The organism is Actinomyces sp. W5033 (assembly GCF_051303165.1).
Genome location: NZ_JBPPGD010000007.1, coordinates 34,509 through 59,232, shown reverse-complemented (window position 1 = coordinate 59,232; position 24,724 = coordinate 34,509). Strand labels below are relative to the sequence as shown.

The 24,724-nt window shown below is 72.5% G+C and carries 20 protein-coding genes; 7 read left to right on the top strand and 13 right to left on the bottom strand.

Annotation, left to right across the window (positions count from 1 at the left end):
* Positions 1-7: 7 nt before the first annotated feature.
* Genes ACSJJR_RS06285 through ACSJJR_RS06270 form a run of 4 tightly spaced genes read right to left on the bottom strand, consistent with a single transcriptional unit; the run spans position 8 to position 5,223 of the window.
* Entirely contained in the window at positions 8-1,618 is a 1,611-nt protein-coding gene (locus ACSJJR_RS06285; RefSeq protein ID WP_435942723.1) for a glycoside hydrolase family 32 protein, read from the bottom strand.
* Positions 1,615-3,279 carry an extracellular solute-binding protein gene (locus ACSJJR_RS06280; protein WP_435942722.1) on the bottom strand — a complete coding sequence of 555 codons (1,665 nt, stop codon included), beginning with the start codon at positions 3,277-3,279 and terminating at the stop codon, positions 1,615-1,617. Before ACSJJR_RS06280 ends, ACSJJR_RS06285 begins: the two co-directional genes overlap by 4 nt.
* Before the next feature lie 12 nt (positions 3,280-3,291).
* Positions 3,292-4,269, bottom strand: coding sequence for a carbohydrate ABC transporter permease (locus ACSJJR_RS06275; RefSeq protein WP_435942721.1), 978 nt, complete (start codon positions 4,267-4,269; stop codon positions 3,292-3,294).
* 12 nt (positions 4,270-4,281) lie between these two features.
* Positions 4,282-5,223, bottom strand: a complete 942-nt coding sequence (locus ACSJJR_RS06270; protein WP_435942720.1) for an ABC transporter permease — start codon at positions 5,221-5,223, stop codon at positions 4,282-4,284.
* A 194-nt stretch (positions 5,224-5,417) separates the two neighbouring features.
* Between ACSJJR_RS06270 and ACSJJR_RS06265 the strand changes: the two genes are divergently transcribed.
* A complete protein-coding gene (locus tag ACSJJR_RS06265; RefSeq protein ID WP_435942719.1) occupies positions 5,418-5,690 on the top strand; it encodes an exodeoxyribonuclease VII small subunit in 273 nt (90 codons plus the stop codon).
* Positions 5,691-5,827: 137 nt separating this feature from the next.
* On the top strand, positions 5,828-6,784 hold the full coding sequence (locus tag ACSJJR_RS06260; RefSeq protein WP_435942718.1) for a PfkB family carbohydrate kinase: 957 nt from the start codon (positions 5,828-5,830) through the stop codon (positions 6,782-6,784).
* Positions 6,785-6,854: 70 nt separating this feature from the next.
* Here ACSJJR_RS06260 and ACSJJR_RS06255 read toward each other — a convergent pair whose 3' ends face one another.
* A complete protein-coding gene (locus ACSJJR_RS06255; RefSeq protein ID WP_435942717.1) occupies positions 6,855-8,168 on the bottom strand; it encodes a PhoH family protein in 1,314 nt (437 codons plus the stop codon).
* 136 nt (positions 8,169-8,304) lie between these two features.
* Positions 8,305-9,075 carry an isoprenyl transferase gene (locus ACSJJR_RS06250; RefSeq protein ID WP_435942716.1) on the bottom strand — a complete coding sequence of 257 codons (771 nt, stop codon included), beginning with the start codon at positions 9,073-9,075 and terminating at the stop codon, positions 8,305-8,307.
* Between the two features lie 213 nt (positions 9,076-9,288).
* Between ACSJJR_RS06250 and trhA the strand changes: the two genes are divergently transcribed.
* From trhA to ACSJJR_RS06230, 4 genes are all read left to right on the top strand, one after another.
* The gene (trhA, locus tag ACSJJR_RS06245) at positions 9,289-10,047 is read left to right on the top strand and encodes a PAQR family membrane homeostasis protein TrhA (RefSeq protein WP_435942715.1); all 759 of its coding nucleotides are present in this window, start codon (positions 9,289-9,291) and stop codon (positions 10,045-10,047) included.
* Positions 10,048-10,286: 239 nt separating this feature from the next.
* On the top strand, positions 10,287-10,772 hold the full coding sequence (locus tag ACSJJR_RS06240; RefSeq protein WP_435942714.1) for a GreA/GreB family elongation factor: 486 nt from the start codon (positions 10,287-10,289) through the stop codon (positions 10,770-10,772).
* 184 nt (positions 10,773-10,956) lie between these two features.
* Entirely contained in the window at positions 10,957-11,661 is a 705-nt protein-coding gene (gene msrA, locus ACSJJR_RS06235; RefSeq protein WP_435942713.1) for a peptide-methionine (S)-S-oxide reductase MsrA, read from the top strand.
* Between the two features lie 44 nt (positions 11,662-11,705).
* Positions 11,706-13,559: a P-loop domain-containing protein gene (locus tag ACSJJR_RS06230; protein ID WP_435942712.1), complete on the top strand. Its 1,854-nt coding sequence runs from the start codon at positions 11,706-11,708 to the stop codon at positions 13,557-13,559.
* 142 nt (positions 13,560-13,701) lie between these two features.
* Here the strand turns inward: ACSJJR_RS06230 and ACSJJR_RS06225 are convergent, their stop codons facing one another.
* From ACSJJR_RS06225 to ilvD, 7 genes are all read right to left on the bottom strand, one after another.
* Positions 13,702-14,259 (bottom strand): NADPH-dependent FMN reductase, encoded by a 558-nt coding sequence (locus ACSJJR_RS06225; RefSeq protein WP_435942711.1) that lies wholly within the window; start codon positions 14,257-14,259, stop codon positions 13,702-13,704.
* A gap of 115 nt (positions 14,260-14,374) precedes the next feature.
* Positions 14,375-15,907, bottom strand: coding sequence for a threonine ammonia-lyase, biosynthetic (gene ilvA / locus ACSJJR_RS06220; RefSeq protein WP_435942809.1), 1,533 nt, complete (start codon positions 15,905-15,907; stop codon positions 14,375-14,377).
* A gap of 280 nt (positions 15,908-16,187) precedes the next feature.
* A complete protein-coding gene (locus tag ACSJJR_RS06215) occupies positions 16,188-17,948 on the bottom strand; it encodes an ABC transporter permease subunit (RefSeq protein WP_435942710.1) in 1,761 nt (586 codons plus the stop codon).
* Entirely contained in the window at positions 17,945-19,516 is a 1,572-nt protein-coding gene (locus ACSJJR_RS06210; RefSeq protein WP_435942709.1) for an ABC transporter substrate-binding protein, read from the bottom strand. The genes ACSJJR_RS06215 and ACSJJR_RS06210 overlap by 4 nt, the downstream gene beginning before the upstream one ends.
* A gap of 29 nt (positions 19,517-19,545) precedes the next feature.
* Positions 19,546-20,397 carry an ATP-binding cassette domain-containing protein gene (locus ACSJJR_RS06205; protein ID WP_435942708.1) on the bottom strand — a complete coding sequence of 284 codons (852 nt, stop codon included), beginning with the start codon at positions 20,395-20,397 and terminating at the stop codon, positions 19,546-19,548.
* Positions 20,394-21,296 (bottom strand): ATP-binding cassette domain-containing protein, encoded by a 903-nt coding sequence (locus tag ACSJJR_RS06200; RefSeq protein ID WP_435942707.1) that lies wholly within the window; start codon positions 21,294-21,296, stop codon positions 20,394-20,396. The genes ACSJJR_RS06205 and ACSJJR_RS06200 overlap by 4 nt, the downstream gene beginning before the upstream one ends.
* Before the next feature lie 132 nt (positions 21,297-21,428).
* On the bottom strand, positions 21,429-23,297 hold the full coding sequence (gene ilvD / locus ACSJJR_RS06195) for a dihydroxy-acid dehydratase (protein ID WP_435942706.1): 1,869 nt from the start codon (positions 23,295-23,297) through the stop codon (positions 21,429-21,431).
* Between the two features lie 200 nt (positions 23,298-23,497).
* Between ilvD and ACSJJR_RS06190 the strand changes: the two genes are divergently transcribed.
* A complete protein-coding gene (locus ACSJJR_RS06190) occupies positions 23,498-24,571 on the top strand; it encodes a hypothetical protein (RefSeq protein ID WP_435942705.1) in 1,074 nt (357 codons plus the stop codon).
* Positions 24,572-24,724 lie beyond the last annotated feature (153 nt).

Sequence of the window (24,724 nt, the reverse complement as noted above, 5' to 3'; positions counted from 1 at the left end):
CTCCATCTCAGGGCTCCAGCCGCCCGAGGGTGTAGGCGTCCTCCATGTGCCAGGCGCTCAGTGCCGCGTCCTCAAGCCCAGGGGCGTCAAGGACGAGACGGTCGTCGTCCGGGTCCGCCCCCACACGGGCCGACAGCGGCTGGCCGTTGACGAAGACCTCCAGGCTGGAGCGGTCCAGCAGCACACGCAGCTCCACCTCGCCGTCGGCCCCCAGCGGCACCGGCCCCTCAAGGAGCCGCGACTCCTCCCCCCGCCAGGGGGAGCCCTCCTCGGCGCTGGCGCTGCGGTCGACGCTCAGCCAGCCGGTCCACGCCGCCTGGCCACGCCCGCCGGGCGCCTCACGCCGGATCAGGCTCACGCGCGTGCGGCGCTCGCCCGAGGCGTCGGCCAGTAGGTCGATGGTGACGGCACCCTGCGTCAGGCGGCCACTGAGCACGAGGTCAACGCTGCGCGACGCGAGGCGGGCGCTGCGGGCGGCCTCGCCGTCGGCCTCAAGGAGCCGGGCGCCGTGCAGGCTCTCGATCTCCGCCACGGGCGCGAAGCGGGGGGTGCCGTCCGCGGCCAGGGTCATGGTGCGCGGCACGCTCATCGAGCCGGCCCAGCCGTCCGCGATGCGCTGGTCGCGGCTGCGGTTGGGCTGCATCCACCCGATGACCACGCGGCGCCCGTCGGGCAGGAGCACCGACTGGGGGGCGTAGAAGTAGTTCTCCCCCAGGTCGCTGCGGCCGACGGCATCGATGCGCATGCGGGTCCCGGTGCGCTCACCGGTCATCCACATCGTGCGCATCGTCACCTCCTCGTGCCACGCCGAGACGGTCAGAAGGTCGCGCTCAGCGCCCGGCCCGCCCAGGGTGCACAGCTCAGGGCACTCCCACACGGTGCCGGTGGCGCTGACGTCCCCGTCGCCGACGGCGAGCGGCCCCTCGTAGGTCCAGGTGCGCAGGTCCTCGCTGCTGAAGCACAGGGCGGCACCGCCCTGGGCGCCGTCACGGCCCTGACCCGGCAGGCCCGAGCCCATCACCTGGTACCAGCGCCCGTCCTCGCGCCACACGCTGTGGTCGCGCATCTCCGGCAGGTCGGTGCCGACCGAGCGCCGTGCGGTGTCGATGACCGGGTTGGCCTCGTCCTCCTTGACCCAGCGGGTCAGCCAGGGGTCGCCCGGCTCGGCGACGGCCAGGCAGGCCGTCTGGGTGGGACGGTCAGAGCTGCCGGAGTAGATCATCGTCGGCACACGCGTGCCGTCGGGCCGCATGTCGTCGACGACGACACCCGACCAGCAGCCCAAGGCGTCCGGCCCCGCGGGGCCGGGGGTCAGGGCGACGGGCAGGTCGCGCCAGTGCACGAGGTCGGCAGAGACCTGGTGGCCCCACTCGATGAGCTCGTGGACGGGCGCGTGCGAGTTGTGCTGGTAGAACAGGTGCAGGACCGGCTGCCCGTCGGGACCCGGCTGCACCGACAGGCCGTTGGGGTCGTTGAGCCACCCCCACGGCGGTGTGACGTGCCAGCGGGGCCGGGCCGGGTCCGCCTCGGCCCGCCGGCGCTGGGCAGCGGGGGCGATCTCGACCCTGTGGGCCGGCGTCGTGGGCCACGGCGCGGCGGCCTGCGTCTGGGTGCTCATGAGCGTGCGTCCAGCTCCTTGTAGTAGCGGTCGAGGGCGGCCTGGTAGATCTCCATGAGCCGGTCCAGACCCGTTGAGCGCAGGTCCTCCAGGTAATCATCCCAGCCCGCGTCAATACCACCACTGACGATCCAGGTGGCGAACCGCTGCTTGACCAGGCTCGTGATGTCGGCGTCGATGAGGGACAGGTCGTCGAGCTCGGCGTTGGTGAAGGTCACTGGCGGGAAGGCGTCATTCGCCGCCCAGGGCGCATACTCGGTGACGACGAGCTCCTGACGCAAGGCGGCACGCGGCTCCGGCAGGACGACGGTGAGGAAGTCCTCGGCAGTCGTCGCCTTGGGCCCTCCGGGTGCGACCTTCTGACGCCGCTCACCAGCGGACTCTCCCTCAGCGACAGGGATCTGGTCGAGCATGCCGTCGTCGTTGTACTGCAAGGTGACGCCAATGGGGCCCCAGGCGTTCTGGGCGGACATGACCGGGTCGTACATGCGGTCCACCCAGCGCATGACGGCGGCCTGGTAGCGGCAGGTGCGGGTCATGGCGAAGGCACCTCGGGAGATCTCCTGGTTGTTGGACACCGACGCACGCCGCACGCCGTCCGCGCCTGCCAGGACAGGGCACAGGGCGTAGTGGCCCTCGCGGTCCTCCCCCACGAACTCGGTGGTCTCCCACCAGTAGAAGGCCCCCAGCGACTCCTGCTCGGTCTTGCCCTTGGCGAGGTAGGCGGTGTCGTCCTGGGAGAAGGACTCGACGTCGATGAGACCTTCCTGGTACCAGGCGGACAGTGCCTTGACCCCCGCCTTCCACTGCTCGGTGCCCGCCGTGAAGACGACCTTGCGGTCGATGACGATGCGGTGGTCGTTGTTGTCGGCCTGGCCGCCGTAGGCCGTGATGAGGTCCCAGGGGTTGGCGCAGAAGGAGCCGGGGATGAAGGACAGGGGGATGGGACGGCCGGTTCCGGAGGGGTCCTTCTCCTTGAAGGCGAGCAGGACGTCATGGAGCTCGTCGATGGTCTCGGGCATGTCCATGCCGACCTTCGCGAGCCAGTCGGTGTTGAGGTAGAGGAAGTTGGGGTACTGCACCAGGCCCAGCTCCTCGACCGACGGAAGGGTGTAGATGTGCCCGTCCTCGCTGGTGATGGCGGAGCGGATGTCGGGGCGGGCCTGGAGCAGGCGGGTGATATTGGGGCAGTTTCCCTCGAAGAGCTCGTCGAGGGGCACCAGCGTGTGGTTGGAGGAGTAGGTGGCGATCTCGGCGTCGGACAGGCCGGTGTTCCACAGGATGTCAGGCAGGTCGCCGGAGGCCAGCAGAAGGTTCTTCTTCTCGCTGTAGACGTCCTCGGTGAGCATGTTCCAGGTGATCTCGACCTGGGTGTCAGTGGCCCACTGCTGGGTCAGCTGCATCTGCTCGTAGGGCACGGACAGGGCAGAGCGCGAGCCGGTTGCGACGACGGTCACCGGCGTGGTGACGATCGGCAGCTCGCCGGGCTCGCCGAGGCCCGCGGCGGCGGACTCGTCCTCGACGCGGTAGTCGGCGTCGGTCCTCTTGCCCGAGCAGGCGGCCAGCGTCAGGGCGGCGGCCGTCAGCAGGGTGCCGCGCAGCAGGGTGCGGCGTGACAGGGCGGCGGCGGTCAGGGGGGTGAGGGCGGTGGTGCGGGTCATGGTCTCGACCTCTCAGCTCTTGACGGCGCCGATCATGGCGCCCTGGGCGAAATACTTCTGGGTGAAGGGGAGCGCGGCGAGCAGCGGGAAGGTCGATACGACGATCATCCCGTACTTCATGAGCTCGGCAATGCGCTGGGACTCGGCGTAGGAGTCCATTCCGGTGGCTGACAGGCCCGAGCCGGAGACGTCTGACTGGATGAGGATGTTGCGCAGCACGAGCTGGAGCGGGTACTTCGTCTCATCGTTGAGGTAGATCATCGCGTCGAAGAAGGAGTTCCAGTAGGCGACGGCGTGGGTGACGACGAGCAGCATGATGAGCGCCTTGGACAGCGGCAGGACGATGCGGAAGAAGTACCGCAGCTCGCTGGCGCCGTCGAGCTCGGCGGCCTCGTGGAGCTCCTCGGGAATCGTCGTGGAGAAGAAGGTCCGGGCGATGATGAGGTTGGTGACGCCGATGGCGCCGGGCAGGACGACAGCCCACATGGTGTTGAGCATGCCCAGGTCACGCACGACGAGGTAGCGGGCGATCATGCCTCCGTCGAAGAACATCGTGATGATGAACAACACCATGAAGAAGCGGCGGAAGGGCAGCGTCCTGCGCGACAGCGCGTACCCGGCGCCAAGGATGGAGCACACGGACACGGCGGTGCCCACCGTCGTGTACAGCAGGGAGTTGGCGAATCCGCGCAGGACCGTGGGCGTGGAGAAGATGCGCTCGTAGCCCTCAAGGGTGATGCCGCTGGGCCACAGCCACACGTTGCCCTCGTAGACCTGGTTGGGATCCGAGATGGAGGCGATGACGACGAAGTACAGCGGGTAGATGATCGCAACAACCGCCGTGCCGAGCAGGATGATGACGAAGGCGGCGTACAGGGGGTCGGCGACGCGGCCCCAGAACCTGGAGGAGAGAGTGTTGCGGCGGGTAGGACCGGAGTCTGCCATGCCGTGCTGGGGGGTGCGGGTGGAAACAGCGGCTGCGGTTGTCATGGGGACCTCGGCTCAGAAGAGGCTGGTCTGGCCGGCGCGCTTGGCGACCTGGTTGAAGACCAGCAGCAGGATCATGTTGAGGACGGAGTTGAACAGGGAGATGGCGGCGGAGTAGGAGAACTGCGCGCTCTTGAGGCCGACGTCGTAGACGTAGGTCTGGATGATCTGTGAGGCACCGAGGTTGAGGTCCGTCTGCATAAGCAGCGCCTTCTCGAAACCGAGGTTGAGCAGGTTGCCCACGGCCAGGATGAGCATGATGGACACGATCGGGCGGATGCCGGGCAGGTCGATGTGCCACAGGCGCTGCCACCGGTTGGCGCCGTCGACGCGGGCGGCCTCGTGGAGGCTGGGGTCGATGGCCGCGAGGGCGGCGAGGTAGATGATCATGGAGAAGCCGGCGTTCTGCCAGATGTCGCTCAGGACGTAGATGGGCCGGAACCACCCCTCCTCATTCATGAAGTTGATCGGGGTGCCGCCCATCAGCGTGATGACGTTGTTGACCATGCCTGAGCGCGGCGACAGCAGCACGAAGAGCATGCCGACGACGACGACGGTGGAGATGAAGGCCGGGGAGAACAGGACGGTCTGGATAAAGGCCTTGAGCCGGCGTGATCCGAGCTGGTTGATGAGCAGCGCCAGGATGATCGGCACGGGGAAGCCGAAGCACAGGCCCAGGACGTTGATGGCGATGGTGTTGAAGAAGACGCGGCTGAACTGGAAGGAACCCAGGAAGCGCGTGATGTGCTCGAGGCCAACCCACTCCGAGCCCATGAAGCCGTCGATGGGGTTGTAGTTGCGGAAGGCGATCTGGACGCCGTACATCGGCCAGTACTTGAAAAGCACGAGGTAGATGACCGCGGGCGCCAGCAGGAGGTAGAGCTGCCAGTGGCGGGCGAGGCGCAGGCGCAGGCTGGTGCGTGGCCTCGCTTCAGGGGTGCGGGTGCGTGCAGACATCGTTGTCCTCCGGGGCTGGTCCTTGGGGAGGGGCCGGTGCCGCAGGGCACGACACCGGGCCAAATCGTTTTGACGCCTCCACTCTCACCCCTGCTCGACACCCCTGTCAAGACGTTTTGGCATCCGTGTTCACTCCGTTCTCTCCCATGCGCCAGGTCCACCTGCGGCACACCCTGCCGTGCAAGAATCACCGTATGAGCCTGAGCCCGGACACCTCCCCCCTCGGAAGCGACGCCGGCGTCGGCGACGCCCACGCGGACGTCGCCTCCCTGTCCTACGAGCGGGCGCGCGAGGAGCTGGTCACCGTGGTCCAGCGCCTGGAGGCCGGCCAGGTGCCCCTCGAGGAGGCGCTGGCCCTGTGGGAGAGGGGCGAGGCCCTGGCTGCCCGCTGCCAGTCCTGGCTCGACGACGCCCGCTCCCGCCTGGCCGCCGTCGCCCGTCAGGAGGCCGTCGGCAGCGAGGCCTGACACCACGTGGCGAGGAAGCCACAGACCCCAGGCGCCGCAGCCTCACCACGTGCCCAGCCCCACCCGCCCGGGCCCACAACGAGCGACACCACAACCACCCACCCCTCGCCCCACCCGCCACACACGAAGGACCCGCCATGACCTACACGACCACCACCGGCCGCGCCGGAACCGCCCTCGTCATCGGCGAGGCCCTTGTTGACGTCGTCATCCACCCCGGCGAGGAGCCCCGCGAGATCCCCGGCGGCTCTCCCGCGAACGTGGCCCTCGGCCTGGCGCGCCTGGGCCGGGACGCCGAGCTCACCTGCTGGATCGGCGCGGACGCGCGCGGCGCCGCCATCCGGTCCCACCTCGAGGCCTCCGGTGTCCGCCTGGCCCCCGGCTGTGACGGCGCGGCGCGCACCTCCACCGCCCAGGCGACCATCGGCGCCGACCGCGCCGCCACCTACGTCTTCGACCTCGACTGGAACCCGCCCTTCCCGCAGCGCGACGAGGCGCCCGTCCTCGTGCACACGGGCTCCATCGCCGCCATCCTCGAGCCGGGCGCCTCCACCGTGCACCGGGCCCTGGAGGAGCACCGGGCGACGGCGACGGTCTGCTACGACCCCAACGCCCGCCCCCAGCTCATGGGCGAGCCCGCGGCGGCTCGAGCCACCGTCGAGTCCCTTGTCGCCCTGTCTGACCTCGTCAAGTGCTCCAACGAGGACGTCACCTGGCTCTACGGCGTCGACGCCTCCTCCGACGAGGCGCTGGAGACGGTGCTGCGCGGCTGGCTGGACCTGGGGGCGGCACTCGTCGTCGTCACCCGGGGCAAGCACGGCGCCCTGGCCCTGTCGGCCTCGGGCCAGCGCGTCGAGGTCCCGGCAGACCCCAGCGTCGTCGTCGCGGACACCGTGGGCGCCGGCGACTCCTTCATGGGCGGGCTCGAGGACGGCCTGTGGTGCGAGGACCTGGTCGGCGCTGACCGGCGCGAGGCCCTTCGCTCCATCGACTCGGCCACCCTCGAGCGCGTCGTGCGCCACGCCGCAGCGATCGCGGACGTCACCGTCTCGCGCGCTGGGGCGAACCCTCCCACGCGCGCCGAGCTGGCCTGAGCGCCGCCGGTGGGCGGGCCGGGCGGCGCTGCCCACCGGCGGTCCCGGCGCCGGGACCGGTCAGCCGCAGTCAGTACAGGGGCACGTCGTCGAGCATCGTCGTGACAAGCTCAGCGATCTCACTGCGCTCGGTGCGCACGAGGTCGATGTGCGCGAACAACGGGTTGCCCTTGAGCGACTCGACCACCGAGGCGACGCCGTCCCAGCGCCCCACACGCAGGTTGTCGCGCTGGGCGACGTCGTGGGTGAGCACCACCTTGGAGTTCTGCCCCACGCGTGACAGCACGGTGAGCAGGACGTTGCGCTCGAGGGACTGCGCCTCGTCCACGACGACGAAGGCGTCATGGAAGGAGCGCCCACGGATGTGCGTCAGCGGCAGGACCTCGATCTGGCCGAGCTGGACGACCCTGTCGATGCGCTCGGTGGGGATGACGGAGGTGAGGGTGTCGAAGACGGCCTCGGACCAGGGCTGCATCTTCTCCCCGCTGTCGCCTGGCAGGAAGCCGAGGGTCTGGCCTCCCACCGCGTACAGGGGGCGGAAGACGAGGACCTTGCGGTGCTCGCGGCGGTTGACGACGGCGTCGATCCCGGCGCTCAGGGCGAGTGCGGACTTGCCGGTGCCCGCTCGGCCACCCAGCGAGACGATGCCGATGGCGGGGTTGAGCAGGTGGTCGATGGCCACGCGCTGCTCGGCGGAGCGCCCGCGCACACCGAAGACCTCACGGTCCGGGCGAACCAGGCGCAGGGCCTGGTCAACGACCGTCGCGAGGGCCGAGCCGCGTGGGGAGGTGACGGTGACACCGGTGTGGACCGGCTCCTCGGCCAGACGGGCGGCGGCCTCGTCGTCGGCCAACACGTCCAGGGGCAGGGCCCCGTCCTCCCACAGGGCGCCCATCTCCTCAGCCGTGACGCACACGCTCGTCATACCGGTGTAGCCCGAGTCGCTGGCGAGCTGGGCACGGTACTCGTCCGCCTTGAGGCCCACCGCGCCAGCCTTGATCCGCATGGGCAGGTCCTTGGAGACGACGGTGACGTCCTCACCGGCGCGCGCGAGGGTCACAGCGACGCTGAGGATGCGGGTGTCGTTGTCGCCCAGGCGCATGCCTGTGGGCAGGACGCTCGGGTTGTCGTTGTCGAGATCAACGTGCAGGGTGCCGCCAAGGTCGTTGAGCGGGACGGCGCGGTCGAGCCGACCGTGCTTCTCACGCAGGGAGTCGAGCAGGCGCAGGGCGGAGCGGGCGAAGTAGCCGAGCTCGGGGTGGTGGCGCTTGCCCTCGAGCTCGGTGATGACGACGACGGGCAGGACGACGGCGTGCTCAGCGAAGCGGAGGAACGCTCGGGGGTCGGAGAGCAGGACGGAGGTGTCCAGGACGTAGGTGCGCATGTCGCCGCTCCAGGGGTAGTGGCGGCGCCCCGGCGGCCAACCGCCTCGTGCCTACCAGCCTAAGCCGACTGTGACCCACGACACGCGGTCGGCGCTGCCGGGCGCCGCCCCTCGCGCAGCCTCGCCGTCGGCCCTATCAGCGACCCAGGCGCCGCTCCCGCCTGGCGTAGTCGCGCAGGGCGCGCAGGAAGTCGATACGCCGGAAGTCCGGCCAGTACACCTCGCAGAAGTAGTACTCGGAGTGGACGGACTGCCACAGGAGGAAGCCGGACAGGCGCTGCTCGCCGGAGGTGCGGATGACCAGCTCGGGATCGGGCTGCCCCTTGGTGTAGAGATGGGCGGTGATGTCCTCCTCGCACAGGCTCTCGGCGACCTCCTCGAGGCTGGCCCCGGCGGCTGCGCGCTCGCGCAGGACCTCGCGCACGGCGTCGGCGATCTCCTGGCGGCCGCCGTAGCCGACGGCGACGTTGACCTGCATACGCCCGTCGGCGTCGTCAGGGCGGGTGGAGTCGGCGGCGGCGCGCAGGCGCAGGGCAACGGGCTCGGGCAGCAGGTCCACGGCTCCCACGAGGCGCAGGCGCCAGGTGCCGGCCCGGGCCAGGCCCTCGACGGCGGTGGCGATGATGTCGAGCAGGGGTGAGAGCTCGGCGGGGTCACGGTTGAGGTTGTCGGTGCTCAGCAGCCACAGGGTGACGACCTTGACGCCGGCGCTGTGGGCCCAGCCGAGGAAGTCCTCGATCTTGTCGGCGCCGCGCTTGTGACCCTGGGAGGTGCCGATGCCCATCTGCCTGGCCCAGCGGCGGTTGCCGTCGAGGATGACGCCGACGTGCTCGGGCACGCGACCGGCCTCGACCTGGGAGGCGAGCCGACGCTCGTAGAGGTCGTAGACGAGGGTGTTGCCGGCCATCTCGCACCTGCCTTCCACTCGGCCGCCCGGTGGCGGCACTGCGGGCCCGCACGGTGCGCGCCACACCCAACGGTACGCGAGGCCGGCCGGGCCGGGCAGGTGGGCGCGGCCCCACCCGGACGGGAGACGCCCGGCACAGCAGCACCCCTTCCCCCCGAACCTACGCAGGCGTAACCTACGGGACCGTAACTTACTTGGAGCGCCGGAGGAATCATGACCACCCACCCCGGACCCGTGACGCATCACCCCAGCACCACTCCCCCCACGGCCGGCGGGGCGGCCGGCGCCGCCTGCACCCTCGCCAGCGCCGCCAGGGACGCCGCGCGCGACGCGGCCCTGGCCGTCAAGCCCCGCCTGCGCGGCTGGATCCACGCGGCCACCGCTCCCCTGGCCCTGGCCGCCTGCCTCGTGCTCGCCGTCCTGGCGGACGGTGCCGCCCTGACCTGGGCCTGCGCCGCCTACCTCGTGTGCTCCCTTCTGCTGTTCGCCAACTCCGGCCTCTACCACATCTCCAACGGCCACTTCCCGGCCTCCGTCACCACCGTCCTGCGGCGCGTGGACCATGCCAACATCTACCTGCTCATCGCCGGGACCTACACGCCTTTGTCGGTGGCGCTGCTGGACACGCGCACGGCGGCCCTCGTGCTCGGGCTCGTGTGGGGTGGGGCCCTCATTGGCATCGTCACCTCCGTCCTGTGGCCGACGGCGCCGCGCTGGCTGACGACCCTGCTGTACATCGTCCTGGGGTGGGTGGCGCTGTGGTTCCTGCCGCAGTTCTGGCACACCGGGGGCCCAGCAATCGTGTGGCTGCTCGTCGCCGGCGGCTTGACCTACACGGTCGGCGGCGTCGTCTACGCCCGCAAGCATCCCGACCCGCTGCCGCGCTGGTTCGGCTTCCACGAGGTCTTCCACGTGTGCACGGTCGTGGCCTGGGCGTGCCAGTGCGTCGCCTGCTACCTCGCCGTCCTGTGAGCCCGGGGGCGCGGCGCAGGAGGGCCGACGGAGCCTCCCGCCTCCCGGCGGCAGGGCCACCGTGGCCGGGAAACGGGACCTCGCCCGGGATTCTGCCCGCAGCATGGCCCCAGGCCCCGTCCCGGGCCTGCGGCTAGACTGCTGAGCCACATGAGCCCGGCCTCACCGCCGGGTACGAGACCTCACACGTCCCGGCGTCGGACCGCCCCGGCGCCGGGACCTGCATTCAAGGAGATGCCATGTCCGAGTCCACCCAGGGCACCTGGCTCACCCAGGACGCCTTCGACCGCCTCACCGCCGAGCTGGCCCGTCGCAAGGAGACCGATCGCAAGGAGATCGCCCAGCGCGTGGAGGCTGCCCGCCAGGAGGGGGACCTGCGCGAGAACGCCGGCTACCACGCGGCCCGTGAGGAGGCCTCGCTCAACGAGGCTCGCATCGCCCAGCTCACCGAACTGCTGGAGCACGCCCAGATCGGCGCGGTGGTGGACGACGGCACCGTCGTAGCGGGCACGGTGGTCACCGCGCGGGTCGCAGGCAAGGAGCAGACCTTCGCGCTGGGCGGGCAGGAGATCGCGGCCGACGTCCCCGCGGGCGTCAAGGTCTTCTCTCCTGACGCCCCGCTGGGCAAGGCCCTGTCGGGCCACCGGGCCGGTGAGACGGTGACCTACACGGCCCCCAACGGCAAGCAGATCACGGCGGAGATCATCTCAGTCAAGGCCCTGTGACCGCGCGACCGCGCCCCGCCGCTCCCCCGCCACGTCTCCGCTCCCCCGCCGCTCCCCGTCGAGATCCTCGGTTTGCGCGCGAACTCCCTGGGGGTTTGCCGTACGTTCGCGCGCAAACCGAGGAGTTGGGGCAGGGGATGAGCCTCGCGCACCCGCCGCCCACCACGCCGGTAGCATGCGCGCCATGACTCACGCGCGCAGCACCGTCCTGCCTGGCCGCGACGAGACCCTCCTGCCGGATCCGGGCCTCCATGCCGTCCTCCACACCCCGCTCAACGGCCCCTGGCCCGAGGGCACCCAGGTGATCTACCTCGCGGGCGGCTGCTTCTGGGGCGTCGAGCGCTTCCTGTGGCGCCGCCCCGGCGTGGTGTCCACCGCCGTCGGCTACATGGGCGGGACGACGCCGAACGCCACCTACCGTGAGGTGTGCACCGGGCAGACGGGTCACGCCGAGACGGTGCGCGTCGCCTACGACCCCCACGTCGCGGGCGAGGGTGCTGAGGCGCTGCTGCGCTTCTTCTGGGAGAACCACGACTCCACCCAGCTCAACCGGCACGGCAACGACATCGGCACCCAGTACCGCTCCGCCGTGTGGACGACGACGCCGGAGCAGGACGCGGCAGCCCACCGTGTCCGGGACCTGTTCCAGAGCGAGCTCACACGCCTGGGCATGGGTACCTGCGTCACCACGATCTCCCAGGCCTCCAGCCTGTACTCGCAGTTTGGAGGCCCTTTCTACCTGGCGGAGGACTACCACCAGGGCTACCTGGCCAAGAACCCCGACGGCTACTGCAACCACGGGCCCAACGGGGTGACCTGCCCGGTCGGCGTCATCGACCTTCCCGCGCAGGTGGACGTGCTCGCCCCCGAGGACGCGCCCGAGGCGTAGCACCGTCGGGCGGCCCACCCCGCCGCGTGTGCCAGGATCGCCCCATGACTGAGCGCAGGCACACGGGCGGCGAGCCCGCTGACCGCACAGACCGGGCACACGCCGGCCTCCGTCCGGACCGGCCAGGACGCGAGCGGCGCGGCGGGTACCGCCCCGACCGCCCCCGCCGCGACTACGACGACCAACCCCGCCAGGGCAGCCTGTCCGACCTCGTCGGGCACCTCCACGCCCTCGACAACCGCTCCTACGCGGCCTACAAGGCGATCATCGGCCACTACACGGCCCCCGAGGGATGGGTGCTGCACGTTGACCGGGTCCAGCCAGACCCCTACGCACCACCGACCCGCATCCGGGTCGAGGTCCCCACCGGTCTGGCGGGCTTGGAGGTGCTGGGCGAGCGCGAGCTGCTGTCCACACGGGACCGGCGCACCGCCGTCGGCGACTTCCTCAGCCGCGAGCTCCACCAGGGCTTCAAGGGCACGAGCCTGTCGATCGCGGCGCCCGGCCAGGAGATTCTCGAGCGCTCCTGCGTCACCTTCCTGCCCGGCGCTGAGCCCGGTACCTGGGTGGTCGAGGTGCGCGCCCGCGTGTCGCTTCCCGCCCGCGGGCGATCCATCCAGGGCCACGAGGCCTCGCGCATCTTCGGCCGCGACCTCACGCGGGAGGTGGCCGCCGCCCTCGACCTCACCGGTCAGCGCGCTGAGCGCCTGCTGGCGCACGTCGCCACCCTCGAGGACCACCGCGCCCTGACCGAGGCGGTACGCGCCAACGGCTGGGTCTCCTTCCTCGCGGACGGCTCGCTGCTGCCGCGCCGCTCGGGTGTCTCCGACGAGCCGATGCGCTCGAGCGCCGTCCCGCTCACAGCCCCCGACACCCTTGCCGCGAGCGTGCGCCTGCCGCACGCGGGCATGGTGCGCGGCACCGTCGTCGGCCCGGGGGTGACGCTTATCGTCGGTGGCGGCTACCACGGCAAGTCCACCCTGCTGACGGCGATCGAGCGGGGCGTGTACCCGCACGTGCCTGGGGACGGGCGCGAGCTGGTGGCCACGGTCCCCGACGCGGTCAAGGCGCGGGCTGCGGACGGGCGGGCGGTGACCTCGGTGGACCTCACCCCCTTCATCTCGCACCTGCCGGGGGGCCAGGACACAGCCTCCTTCACGACGAAGAACGCCTCCGGCTCCACCTCGCAGGCCGCCTCGCTCGTGGAGGCGGTGGAGGCCGGGGCCTCGGCCCTGCTGCTGGACGAGGACACGAGCGCGACGAACCTGCTCATCCGGGACGCCCGGATGCGCGCCCTGGTGGCCGACGAGCACGAGCCGATCACGCCCCTCGTGGACCGGGTCGGCGCGATGGCGCGGGACCGGGGAGTGTCAACCGTGCTCGTCATGGGCGGCTCGGGCGACTATCTCGACGTCGCCGACCAGGTGCTGCTTATGGACTCCTACGAGCTGCGCGACGCCACGGCCCGGGCGGCCGCCGTCGTCGCCGACCTGCCGCGGCCGGTGACCGCCCTGAGCGCCTTCCCCTCCCCGACGGCGCGGGTCCCGCTGCCCTCCCCCGGGCGCGAGCGCCGCGGTCCCGTGCGTACGCGGGCCCGGGGCACTGACGCCCTCACACTGGACCGGGAGGACGTGGACGTCTCGGACGTCGCCGGCATCGTGGACCCCGGCCAGGCCGAGGCGGTCGCCTACGCGCTGCGGGCGCTGCTGGAGCAGCGCTTCGACGGCGTGTCCACGCTGGCCGAGTGCCTGGGCAACCTGGAGGCTCTGCTCGACGACGAGGGGCTGGACGCCCTCGACGAGCAGGCAGCCTTCCTGGTGCGCCCGAGGATGGTGGACGTGGCGGCCGCGGTCAACCGCTTCCGCTCGCTGGCGGTGGCCCCTGTCGCTCAGGCCTAGCCACAGACTGGCACCATCCAGCAACCGGGCCCTTCTTCGGCGTGATCGTGCGGAAGAAGGGCCCGGCTGCTCAAGGGCTCCCCGTGGTGAGCAGGGAGGAGTGACCGTCTCGTGCGCCGCCGACGGGCGCGGGGCGCTGGCGTCAGCGAAGGACCGACAGCGCCCGGTCCTGGGCGACGATGGCCTCGACCATGGCGGGAACCTCGCCCTCGCGGAAGGCGGCGGGCGCGAAGACGCTCATGTTCTGGAAGTCGGTAGCCAGGTGCAGGTTGACCTGCGGGCGCACGACCCCGGTGGTGAAGTTGGCCAGGATGACGCGCAGCGCCTCGATGGGGCGGAAGCCGGAGCCGAAGGAGTAGGAGACGAGGCCGACTGCCTTGTGCTCCAGGACGGAGGGCGTGATGAAGTCGATGGCGTTCTTCAGGGCCCCGGGGATGGAGCGGTTGTACTCGGGGGTGACGAAGACGTAGGCGTCGTAGGCGGCCAGGGCCTCGTTCCAGCGCACCGCGGCCGGGTCGGTGGCGGGCCGCACGGCGGGGGCGACGTCCTCGACGAACATCGGCAGGTTGAAGTCGGCGAGATTGAGGACGGTGGCCTCGACGCCCTCGACGGTGCTGGCCTTGTCGGCCACCCACTGCGCGACGGGGACACCGACGGAGGCGGGGCGGACGGAACCTGTGATGACGGCGATCCTGGTCATGGGAGCTCCTCAGAAGTAGTTGATCCGTGAACTACCCTAGGCCTTTGGTCCGCCTCCCGCTACAGCGCCACCCGTGACCCCCGCCACGGCCCCGCCCCACTCACCGCCCGCCAGCTCAGCGCGCGAGGAAGAACGTCGCCGCCGGGTCCTCGGTCTCCTCCCGGTAGGCGTAGCCGAGACGGTCCATGTGCTCGGTCAGCTCGACGTCGCCCGGCCCGGCCTCGAAGGCGCACAGGATGCGCCCGTAGTCGGCGCCGTCGGTGCGGTAGTGGAACAGCGTGACGTTCCAGCGCGTGCCCAGCACCTCCAGGAAGCGCACGAGCGCCCCCGGGGACTCGGGGAACTCGAAGGAGAAGAGCCGCTCCACCATGCCGCGCGGCGCACGCCCACCGATCATCGAGCGCACGTGCACCTTGGCGAGCTCGTCCTCGGTGAGGTCGACGACCCCGTAGCCGGCGTCCTCAAGGTCGGCGACGATGTCCCGCCGTTCCTGGCGTCCGCGGCTCAGGCGCACACCGACGAAGATCCGCGCCGGCTGGCCCGGGTCCGCGCTGGCGGAGACGCGGTAGTTGAACTCGGTGACGGCCCGCCCGCCCAGCACGGAGGCGAAGCGCAGGAACTCGCCCTGGCGCTCGGGGATCGTCACCCCGAGCATGGCCTCACGCTGCTCACCGATCTCGCTGCGCTCGGAGATGTAGCGCAGCTGGTGGAAGTTGAGGTTAGAGCCCGACAGCACGCAGGCCAGCCGCTCATCACGGAGGACGTGCTCAGCGGTGTACTTCTTGAGCCCCGCGAGCGCCACCGCCCCACTGGGCTCGGGCACGGCACGCACGTCCTCGAACAGGTCGCGCACGGCGGCCGAGACCTCGTCGGAGGAGACGGTGACGACGTCGTCGAGCAGCACCCGGCACAGACGGAAGGTCTCGTCACCGATACGGCGCACGGCGACACCCTCTGCGAAGAGGCCAACGTGACCGAGGGTGACCGGCTCACCGGCCTGCAGGGCCGCGCTCAGGCAGGCTGACTCCTCGTGCTCGACGCCGATGACCGCGATGTCCGGCATGAGGGCCTTGACCAGCACGGCGATGCCGGACACGAGGCCGCCACCGCCCACCGGCACGAACACCCGGTCAAGCTCGGCGTCCTGCTGGATGAGCTCGAGGCCGATTGTGCCCTGCCCCGCGATGACGCGCGGGTCGTCGAAGGGGGCGACGTAGGTGCGGCCCTCAGCCTCGGCCAGGCGCCGGGCCTCGCGGGCGGCGGCGTCGAAGTTGTCCCCGTGGAGAAGGACCTCACCGCCCAGGGCGCGCACGGCATCCACCTTGATGCGCGGCGTGACGGTGGGCATGACGATGGTGGCGCTGACCCCGAGCAGGGATGCTGAACGGGCCACGCCCTGGGCATGGTTGCCGGCTGAGGCGGTGATGACGCCGCGGGCGCGGGTAGCCTCGTCGAGGGAGCGCATGGCGTTGTACGCGCCGCGGATCTTGAAGGAGTGGACGGCCTGCAGGTCCTCGCGCTTGACCTGGACGGTGCAGCCCAGGCGGGCGGACAGAGCGGGCATCGGCTGCAGCGGGGTGTGCTCGGCAGCCTCGTACACGGGCGCGCGCAGCACCTCCTTGAGGTAGCGGGCGGAGTCCCAGGTCATGCCATCGGTGCCAAGCTCATTCACGCGCTCACCCTACCGAGGTCTGCGCCGGCCACGACTCGCGCGGCCACGGACTCGCGCGGCCGTTCCACGGCCCCTGCCACGCTGTGCCAGGCCTGAGCCCCACCGCACCGACGGATCACCTCCGGCCCCGTCGGATCACCTCCACGCCGACGGATCACCCAAAAGCGCGACGCACGTGATCCAACCGCACGCGCGTGATCCGCCAGCACGCAGCGCCCAGCCGCGCCTCCCGCACCAGCCGCGCCTCCCGCACCGCTCAGCCGCGCCGGGCGCTGCGGGAGGTGGCGACGGCCGTGATGCTGAGCAGGACGAGCGCGACGGCGGGAGCGGCGACGGCCCAGGGCGCGCGCTCGATATAGGGCAGGGCCTCGGCGAGGACGAGCCCCCACTCGGGATCGGGTGCCTGGGCGCCCAGGCCGAGGAAGCCGAGCCCGGCCAGGGCGAGGGCTGTGCCGGGCAGGCGCAGGGCGCCATGGCGCAGGAGGGGTCCGACGACGGCGGGCAGCACCCGGGTGAGCGCGACCCGCGCCCTCCCCTCCCCCAGGACGGGGGCGATGGCGATGTCGGGGCGCTCGCGGGCCTCCTGGACCAGGGCGGCGGCGTGTGCCGCCAGCGGGGCCCAGCCGACCAAGGCCACGGCGACGGCGGCGCCGAGGGCGCTGGGGCCGGTGACGGCGGCGACCATGAGCCCGGCGAGGACCGGCGGGGCGGCGTTCGCGACCTCGACGGGACCGGCGCAGGCGCGTGGCACCAGGGCGAGCAGGAGGCCGATGAGCAGGCACGCGGCGGTGACGACGAGGGCGGTGGCCATCGTGGAGAGCGCACCTTGGGAGACACGGGCGAGCACGTCGCGCCCGAGGGCGTCGGCACCGAGCGGCAGGGCGGCACCGAGCGGCAGGGCGGCACCGGGGGCCTCGAGGCGCCCGGCGACGACGGCGTAGGGGTCGCGCCCGAGGCCGGCGAGCACGAGGAGGCCCAGTGTCAGGCCACCACCGAGGGCGACGAGCGGCGCGCCGCGTCCGGGACGGCTGACGGCGGGGGCGGCGGCGATGCCACCGGCCCCGGCGGCACGCCCGAGCAGCAGGCGCCGGGCGAGCGAGGCAAGGACCCCAGCGCCCAGGGCCAGGGCGAGCAGGAGGGTGACGCCTGCCTGGAGGGCGGGCACGTCCTGAGCGGTGGCGGCGCCGAGCAGGGCGCGTCCGAGCCCGGGGATGGCGAAGACCTTCTCGACGGCGACGGCCCCGCCGGTCAGGCCGACGACGACGAGAGCGACCTGACCGGTGAGCGGGGTCAGGGCACGACGCAGCAGGGGCAGGGCGAGAGCACGCCCACGGATGCCGGCGGTGGCCCAGGTGGCGACCCAGGCCTCGGCGGCGACGGCGGACACGGCGTCGGCCACGAGCCCGCCGAGCAGGCCCCCTGCGGGCAGGCCGAGGGACAGGGCGGGCAGGACGAGCTGCGCGGGACCTCCCCAGCCGTAGGGCGGCAGCCACCCGGCGTGGACGCTCATGAGGAGCAGGAGCACCGGGGCGAGCAGGTACTCGGGCAGGGAGGTCAGGGCGGCGGCCACGGCCCCACCGCGGCTGCGACTCCGTCCCGTGAGGGCATCGTGCAGGAAGGGTGCGGCGAGCAGGGCGGCGGTGACGGCGGCGACGGCGAGGCCCGCACCCATGAGGGTGAGGGAGACGCCGAAGGCCTCGAGGGTCCCGGGCCCGACGGCGGCTCCGGAGACCCACGAGGTGCCGAGGTCGCCGTGGGCGAGCCCGGCGAGCCAGTGGCCGATGACGCCCACGGGCCCACCGTCCAGGCCCAGGCGCTGACGGACCGCGGCCAGGACCTCGGCGGTGGCCTCACGCTCGGCAGAGGCGGCGCGCAGGACCGTCAGGGCCGGGTCGTTGCCACTGAGCCAGGGCAGCAGCCCGACCAGGGCGATGAGGGCCGCGACGGCGAGCACCCTGGAGACAGCGGTGACGGCAGGCGGGCCATCGGCGCCCGTGAGCCATGCGGGCCGTCTCATGCGACCTTGGTGGCGGTGGTGACGAGGGCGCGCTCACGAGGGTCGCGCTCGGCCCCGGTCAGGCGGGCGCCCTCGCCCTGCAGGACGCGCTCGTGCAGCAGCGGGACGGCGCAGTCGGTGGCGAGGATGCGCTGCTCCGCGGCGACGATGGCGGCGCGGCGCTCGTCGCCGGGTTCGAGGGCCGCGGCGGCTGCCAGGGCGGCATCAACCTCGGCGTCCTGGAGGAAGCACAGTGAGAAGGAGCCGCTGGAGGAGAAGTCCGAGACCATGTAGGCCACAGGGTCACCCGAGTCCAGGACGGTGGCGCGCGAGAGCAGGAAGGCGTCGAAGTGCCCGGCAAGGGCGTCAGCCTCGATCTGGGCGTACTCGCGCACGTCCTGGGTGACGGTGAAGCCGACGGCCTCGAGCTGCTGGGCGATGAGGACGACGATCTCGGCGAGCTCGGGCCGGTCGGTGTAGGTGCCCAGCGTGATGGTGGTGCCGGCGGGCACGGCGCTGGCGCGGGTGGCGCCGGGGGCCGCACCGGTGGCGGCGGCGCCGTCGCGGCCCGCCCAGGCCTGCGAGCCCCAGGCGCGCTGCTGGGCGCTCCAGCCGAGCGCGGGCCCCAGGAGCCCGGCGGCGACGTCGGCGTGCCCCTCGTACATGGTGCTCACGAGGCCGGCGACGTCGATGGCGTCGCGGGCGGCGGCTCGTAGGCCGTGCTCGGCGAAGGCACCGCCTCGGGTGTTGAGGTAGAGCGTGGCGGTGCGGGGCATGGGGACCTCGTGGAGGAGGACGTCGTCGATGGTGGCCGCCTGGGAGACGGGCACGGCCTCGACGATGTCCGCCTCACCGGTGCGCAGGGCCGCGCCTCGGGCAGTGCCGTCGGGCACGTAGGAGACGTCGATGCCGGTGGCGGCCGCAGCGCCCGCCCAGTAGTCCTCGTTGCGATCGAGGGTGGCCGTGGCGGTGCCACCGACCTGCGTGAGGATGAAGGCACCGGTGCCGTGGTGCTGGGGGTTGACGGGGCCGTCCGGGCTGAGGTCGGCGGGGTAGGCGGCTGCCGCGAGGATGGCGAGCTGGGGGCTGGACAGGCGCTGGGGCACGAGGGGGTCGGGGGTCGAGGTGGTGACGATGACGTCGTTGCCGTCGGCGACGGCGGCCAGGTCGGTGCCGTCGAGGATGCGCGGCGGGGTGGAGTAGGCGGCGGCGAAGGTGAGGTCGGCGGCAACCTGCTCGGCGGTCAGGGCGGTGCCGTCGTGGAAGGTGACGCCTTGGCGGATGGTGAAGCGCCAGGTGGTGGCGTCCTCGCGGGTCCAGCCAGTGGCGAGGCAGGGCAGGGCGTTGCCGTCGGCGTCCAGGACGACGAGGGTCTCGGCGGTGGACCAGCGAGAGAGCTTGAAGGCGTCGTCGGACAGGGGGTTGAGGCCGGAGCGGGGCGGCTGGAGCATGGCGAGGCGGATGCGCCCGTCGGAGGCGGTGGCGGCCGAGCCGGCGGTGCTGCGGGAGCAGGAGGCGACGGCGCCGGCGGCAGCCCCGGCGGCGAGGAGGGCCAGGACGCGGCGTCGGGTGACCAGGGTGGTGTCCATGAGGGTCCTTTCGGGGTGTGGGTGCCGGCTCAGCCGGCGGGCATCTGGGGCACGGCGTCCCGCAGGGCGCGGGCGGCCGGGTGCTGTGGGGCGGTCAGGAGCGTGGCCGTGGGGACGTCCTCGACGATCCGGCCGCCGTCCATGACGAGGGCGCGTCGGCACACGCGGGCGACGGCCGCCAGGTCGTGGGAGACGAGGAGGAGACCCGGGGTCCCGGCACCCGCCGGTGCGCCGCCGTCGGTGCCGACGGGCAGGCAGAGGCCGCCGTCGGCGTCGCTGAGCCCGGTGAGCAGGTCGAGGACCTGGTGGCGCAGAGCGGGGTCGAGGCCGGAGACGGGCTCGTCGAGGACGAGGAACCGGGGCGCGGGTGCGAGGGCGCGGGCGAGGGCGACACGCTGGGCCTGGCCGCCGGAGACCTCGTGGGGGTGACGGCGCCACAACCCGCGGGGCAGCTCGAGGGCGCTGAGGACTGTGGTGGCGGTGGCCTCGTGCTCCTCGGGGCCGCCGGGCACCCCGAGGCTGCGCAGGGTGCGGGTGACCTGGGCGAGGACGTCGTGGCGGGGGTCGAGGCTGGCGGCGGGGTCCTGGGGCACGTACTGGACGGCGCGTCGGTAGGGGCGCAGAGCGCGGGCGCTGCGCCCACCGGCGAGGACGCTGCGGCCGTCGAGGAGGATGTCACCGCCGTCGGCGCGCTGGGGTCGGTCGATGAGGAGCAGGGCGCGCAGGAGGGTGGTCTTGCCACAGCCTGAGCGGCCGAGCAGGGCGACGGTCTCGGAGCCTGCCAGGCGCAGGTCGAGGCGGTCGAGGACGCGGTGGGGGCGGCCACCCTCACCGGGGTAGGAGCGGGTGAGGTGGCGCACGGCGAGCGAGGGGCTGCTCACCGGGCGGCCTCCGTTGCCGGGAGGGTGGAGAGCCCAAGGGCGTGGGCGGCGCCGTCTGGGCGCCTACCGAAGACGGTGCGGGCCCAGGTGGCGGCCAGGGCGCCGGCACGGGTCTCCTCCCGGGCTGCGGCGCACATGGCCCTCGTCAGGGGGTGCTGGGGCCGGGTGAGGACGCTCAGGGCCTCACCGGACTCGATGACGCGCCCGTCGTGCATGACGACGACGTGCTGGCACAGGGCGGCGGCGGGCAGGTCGTGGGTGACGAGCAGCAGGGCGGGGGCCTGGTCCCCGAGACGGGCCAGGACGGCGGTGAGGACGTTGAGGACCTCAGCGCGGGCGATGACGTCGAGGGCCGTCGTGGGCTCGTCGGCGATGAGGAGGGCGGGGTCGCAGGCGAGGGCGAGGGCGAGGGCGGCGCGCTGGCGCTGCCCACCGCTGAGCCGTCCGGGGACGCGCTCGGCGAGCTCGGCCCCCAGCCCGACGGCGGTGAGGAGCTCGAGCGCGCGGGCGACGCCGCGTCGTCGTCCGGCTCCGCGGCGGGTGGTGCGGGCGGCGCGGGCGACCTGCTCGATGACGGGCAGCAGGGGGTGCAGGGCGGTGGCGGGGTCCTGCTGGACGAGGGCGACGCGCAGGTCCTCGGGACGCTGCTGGGCGGGAAGGGGAAGGACGGCGTTGCCGGGCCGGCCGTCTGGCTCCTCCTTGCCGCGGCGCATCAGCAGCCCCTCGGCCCGGGCGCCTGGAGGCAGGGTGCCCGCGAGCGCGGCGCACGTGAGGGACTTGCCCGCCCCGGAGGCGCCGACGAGCGCGGAGGAGCTGCCGGGGGCGAGGTCGAGGCAGACGCCGTTGACGAGGCGTCGTCCGGCGATCTCCACCGCCAGGTTCCTGATAACGATTGTCACGCTCGCAGTCTATGTGACAACGATATCCGTTCTCAATTCGGGTGGGCGCCCGCCTTCAGCACCCGGGGCACACGCGTCCCCGGGCACCTCGCGGGGCGCCGCCCCTGGCTACCCGGGCACCTCGCGGGGCGCTCAGTAGCGCGGCAGCCTGCTCAGGTCCCGAACGGCCCCGAGGTCGGCGGAGGTGGCGAGCATCGCGTAGGCGCGCAGCGCCGTGCTCACCTGACGCGGACGCTGGGTGTGCGGGCTCCAGGCGGCCTCACCGCGGGCCTCCTCGATGGCGCGCCGCCGGGCGATCTCGGCCTCATCGACCTTGAGGACGATCGAGCGGCGGGGGATGTCGATCTCGATGAGGTCTCCGGTCTGGACCAGGCCGATGAGCCCGCCGGCGGCCGCCTCCGGGGAGACGTGGCCGATGGACAGGCCGGAGGTGCCGCCGGAGAAGCGGCCGTCGGTGAGCAGGGCGCACTCCTTGCCCAGGTGCATCGACTTGATGTAGGTCGTCGGGTAGAGCATCTCCTGCATGCCGGGCCCGCCGCGCGGGCCCTCGTGGCTGATGACGACGACGTCACCACTGGCCACCGCCCCACCCAGGATGCCCTCGACGGCGTCCTCCTGGGACTCGAAGACGACGGCAGGGCCGGTGAAGGTGAGGATGGAGGCGTCCACGCCCGCGGTCTTGACGATGCAGCCCTTCTCAGCGATGTTGCCGAAGAGCACCGCCAGGCCCCCGTCCTGGGAGAAGGCGTGGGCGCGGTCACGGATGGCGCCCTCGGCACGGTCGGTGTCCAGGTGCTCCCAACGTGAGGCCTGGGAGAACATCTGGGTGGTGCGCACACCCGCCGGGGCGGCGAGGTAGCCGCTGCGCACGGCGTCGCAGACCTCGGCGCCGGGGCGGGCGACGTCGTACTCGTCGAGGGTGGCGCGCAGGGTGGTGCCCAGGACGTTGGTCGTCGTCGTGTCGAGCAGGCCCGCGCGGTCGATCTCCCCGAGGATGCCCATGATGCCGCCGGCGCGGTGGACGTCCTCGATGTGGACGAGGTTGGTGGAGGGGGCGACCTTGCACAGGTGCGGCACGACGCGCGAGAGACGGTCGATGTCCGCCATGGTGAAGTCCACCTCGGCGGACTGGGCGGCGGCGAGCAGGTGCAGGACCGTGTTGGTGGAGCCACCCATGGCGATGTCCAGGCTCATGGCGTTCTCGAAGGCGGCCTTGGTGCAGATCGAGCGGGGCAGCACGCTGGCGTCGTCCTGCTCGTAGTAGCGCTTGGCGATCTCGACGACCTGACGGCCGGCCTGGCGGAAGAGCTCGCCGCGGTCCGCGTGGGTGGCCAGCAGGGTGCCGTTCATCGGCAGGGCGAGGCCCAGCGCCTCGGTGAGGCAGTTCATGGAGTTGGCGGTGAACATGCCGGAGCAGGAGCCGCAGGTGGGGCAGGCCAGGCGCTCGATGACGCTGATGGTCTCGTCGGAGACGGTGGGGTCGGCGGCGTCCATCATCGCGTCAATGAGGTCGAGCTTGCGGGTGGTGCCGTCGTTGGCGGTCATCTTGCCGGACTCCATGGGCCCGCCGGAGACGAAGACCGTGGGGATGTTGAGCCGCAGGGCGGCCATGAGCATGCCGGGGGTGATCTTGTCGCAGTTGGAGATGCACACGATGGCGTCGGCGCAGTGGGCGTTGACCATGTACTCCACCGAGTCCGCGATGATGTCGCGGCTGGGCAGGGAGTAGAGCATGCCGTCGTGGCCCATGGCGATGCCGTCGTCGACGGCGATGGTGTTGAACTCCTTGGCAATGCCGCCGGCGGCCTGAACCTGCTCGGCGACGATCCTGCCGACGTCACGCAGGCCGACGTGCCCGGGGACGAACTCGGTGAAGGAGTTGGCGATGGCGATGATGGGCTTGCCGAAGTCGGAGTCCTTGACACCGGTGGCCCGCCAGAGCGCGCGGGCACCGGCCATGTTGCGGCCGCTGGTGGAGGTGGCGCTGCGGTAGCGGGGCATGGGATCTCCTTGTGCGTGCCGGGTGCTGACAGCGGCCAGGTTAGCGGTCACGGCGTCACCTCCGCCGGTGGGACCGGCCACTGGGCGGACCCCCTGGGTACGTGAGTTGAGCCACGGCACCCCACGCAGGGCGCCAGGCGACCAGGGCCTACGGATAGGCTTTCCTCACTTGTTGTCCCGTGTCTTGATTGAGGTTCCCCATGAGACTCCGTCACCCGCTCGCTGCGGCCGCCACCGTCGCCCTCATGGCCGGGGGCGTCCTGCTGCCCGCCACCGCGGCCACCGCCGCCACCGCCCCGGAGCCGCCGTCCCTGAGCTGCGTCGGAACGGGCCACCAGTGCGGCGGGCCGGGCAGGTCCGGCAGCCTCGTGGCCTCCTACACCGCTGACCAGCCCGCCCCCGAGACCGCCTGGGGCACCCCTCAGGTCGAGCTGCTGAGCTCGCCGGCCGACGCCCTGGACGTCGAGCCGTCCAGCACGGTCACGAGGAGCTACCGGGTCACGGTCCCCTCGCAGGTCCCGGCGACCGCCCCGCGCCAGGCCTCGCTGCTCATCAAGAACTCCGGCGGCATCTTCCCTCTGTCCGCCGACATGCGCCTGCACGTCACCAACGACCAGGGCGCCGAGCTGCCCGGCGGCACCTGCACCCCCGCGGAGCACCAGCTGGCCCCGGGCCAGGAGGTGACCGTCACGTGCACGGTGCCCGAGGGCGGAGCGAGGCTCACGGCCTTCCGCCGGGGCGGCTACGGCGGCGAGAACCTGGCGGCCTGGAACCTGGGCTCCCAGGCGCAGCCCGCCGCTGCGGACCCCGTCGCTCCCACCACCGCGCCCGTCGTCACCGTTGACGGCCAGCCGGTCACCGGGACGGTGGACGAGGACGGCACCTGGACGGCCGAGGTGGAGGTCACCCGGGAGGCCCCCGCCACCCACGGCGCCGAGGCCACCTACGCCCCGGAGGTCCTCGTTGACGGCACGCCTGCGACAGCCCCCTCCTTCCGCGTGACGACCAAGGCCGCCCCCGCGCCGACCGCCGACCCCACCGCGGGCCCCACCGCGGGCCCCACCGCGGGCCCCACCGCGGGCCCCACTGCCGGCCCCACGTCCAGCCAGGCCGCGCCGTCCGGCTCCGCCGCCCCCTCACAGCCCGGCCGCCCGGGTAGCGCAGCCTCCGGCTCCCTCGCGCGCACCGGAGCCCCGGGCCTGGGCGCGCTCGTCGCCGCCCTGGGCCTGACGGGCGCCGGAGCCCTCGCGCTCAAGCGCACCCGCCGCGCCTGACCCGGCACAGCGGGACCCACTGCCCCGCGCCGCAGCACCACCAGATGCGCACGCCGCCCTCAAGGCGGCGTGCGCATCTGTTCACCGGGGCCCTGCCGCCCCACGCGCTCCGAGGCACACGCGCCCCGGAGCACACGGCATCGCCCCGCCGCG